Genomic DNA, 2,463 nt, shown 5'->3' on the forward strand with positions numbered 1-2,463 from the left:
GTGACTGCGTACCTTTTGTATAATGGGTCAGCGACTTATATTTAGTAGCAAGGTTAAGCGAATAGCGGAGCCGTAGCGAAAGCGAGTGTTAACTGCGCGTTTAGTTGCTAGGTATAGACCCGAAACCCGGTGATCTAGCCATGGGCAGGTTGAAGGTTGAGTAACATCAACTGGAGGACCGAACCCACTAACGTTGAAAAGTTAGGGGATGACTTGTGGCTGGGGGTGAAAGGCCAATCAAACCGGGAGATAGCTGGTTCTCCCCGAAATCTATTTAGGTAGAGCCTCGGACGAATTCCATTGGGGGTAGAGCACTGTTAAGGCTAGGGGGTCATCCCGACTTACCAACCCTTTGCAAACTCCGAATACCAATGAGAACTATCCGGGAGACACACGGCGGGTGCTAACGTCCGTCGTGAAGAGGGAAACAACCCAGACCGCCAGCTAAGGTCCCAAAATATTGCTAAGTGGGAAACGATGTGGGAAGGCATAGACAGCTAGGAGGTTGGCTTAGAAGCAGCCACCCTTTAAAGAAAGCGTAATAGCTCACTAGTCGAGTCGGCCTGCGCGGAAGATGTAACGGGGCTAAGCAATATACCGAAGCTGCGGATACGTGTTTACACGTATGGTAGGGGAGCGTTGTGTAAGTGGATGAAGGTGGATTGAGAAGTCTGCTGGACATATCACAAGTGCGAATGCTGACATGAGTAACGATAATGGGAGTGAAAAACTCCCACGCCGGAAGACCAAGGTTTCCTGTCCCATGCTAATCAGGGCAGGGTAAGTCGGCCCCTAAGGCGAGGCAGAAATGCGTAGTCGATGGGAAACGGATTAATATTTCCGTACTTATATAATCAGTGATGGAGGGACGGAGAAGGCTAAGCAAGCTTGGCGTTGGTTGTCCAAGTGAAAGCAAGTAGGCCGAGCGTTTAGGTAAATCCGGACGCTTAAAGCTGAGATGCGAGACGAGCTACTACGGTAGTGAAGTTGTTGATGCCCTGCTTCCAGGAAAAGCTTCTAAACTTATGATTATATGAACCGTACCCCAAACCGACACAGGTGGTCAGGTAGAGAATACTAAGGCGCTTGAGAGAACTCGGGTGAAGGAACTCGGCAAAATTGTACCGTAACTTCGGGAGAAGGTACGCCCTTGTTTGTGATAGGACTTGCTCCTTGAGCAGATGAGGGCCGCAGTGACCAGGTGGCTGGGACTGTTTATTAAAAACACAGCACTCTGCTAACTCGCAAGAGGACGTATAGGGTGTGACACCTGCCCGGTGCCGGAAGGTTAATTGATGGGGTTATCTTCGGAGAAGCTCTTGATCGAAGCCCCGGTAAACGGCGGCCGTAACTATAACGGTCCTAAGGTAGCGAAATTCCTTGTCGGGTAAGTTCCGACCTGCACGAATGGTGTAACCATGGCCACGCTGTCTCCACCCGAGACTCAGTGAAATTGAAATCGCAGTGAAGATGCTGTGTACCCGCACCTAGACGGAAAGACCCCGTGAACCTTTACTACAGCTTGGCACTGAACATTGAACCTACATGTGTAGGATAGGTGGGAGGCTTCGAAGCACAGTCGCTAGATTGTGTGGAGCCGTCCTTGAAATACCACCCTTGTATGTTTGATGTTCTAACATTGGTCCCTTATCGGGATTATGGACAGTGTCTGGTGGGTAGTTTGACTGGGGCGGTCTCCTCCCAAATAGTAACGGAGGAGCACGAAGGTTAGCTAATCACGGTCGGACATCGTGAGGTTAGTGCAATGGCATAAGCTAGCTTAACTGCGAGACAGACACGTCGAGCAGGTACGAAAGTAGGTCATAGTGATCCGGTGGTTCTGTATGGAAGGGCCATCGCTCAACGGATAAAAGGTACTCCGGGGATAACAGGCTGATACCGCCCAAGAGTTCATATCGACGGCGGTGTTTGGCACCTCGATGTCGGCTCATCACATCCTGGGGCTGAAGTCGGTCCCAAGGGTATGGCTGTTCGCCATTTAAAGTGGTACGCGAGCTGGGTTTAGAACGTCGTGAGACAGTTCGGTCCCTATCTGGTGTGGGCGTTGGATGATTGATGGGAGCTGCTCCTAGTACGAGAGGACCGGAGTGGACGAACCGCTGGTGTTCGGGTTGTCATGCCAATGGCATTGCCCGGTAGCTACGTTCGGAACGGATAACCGCTGAAAGCATCTAAGCGGGAAGCCGGCCCAAAGATGAGTCATCCCTGACTTTTAAAGTCCGGAAGGGTTGTTATAGACGATGACGTTGATAGGCAGGATGTGGAAGCGTTGTAAGGCGTTAAGCTAACCTGTACTAATTGCCCGAGAGGCTTAACCATACAACGCCCAAGAGGCTTTTTATCTTGAGTGTTGTAAGACAAAGCTGATTAAAGCAACGAGAGTAGTAGTACTCAGTGCTCAAAGATTGATTACGTGAATATCAGAATTCCTAAATTGTTAAT

Annotated in this window: 1 rRNA gene; it reads left to right on the forward strand. The window is 50.1% G+C overall.

From position 1 onward, the window contains the following. Positions 1-2,340 (forward strand): 23S ribosomal RNA (locus JKP82_RS20645); the annotation flags it as partial. Between the last annotated feature and the right edge of the window lie 123 nt (positions 2,341-2,463).

Origin of the sequence: Alteromonas lipotrueae, assembly GCF_019249215.1 — a bacterium.
Classification (GTDB): Bacteria; Pseudomonadota; Gammaproteobacteria; order Enterobacterales; family Alteromonadaceae; genus Alteromonas; species Alteromonas lipotrueae.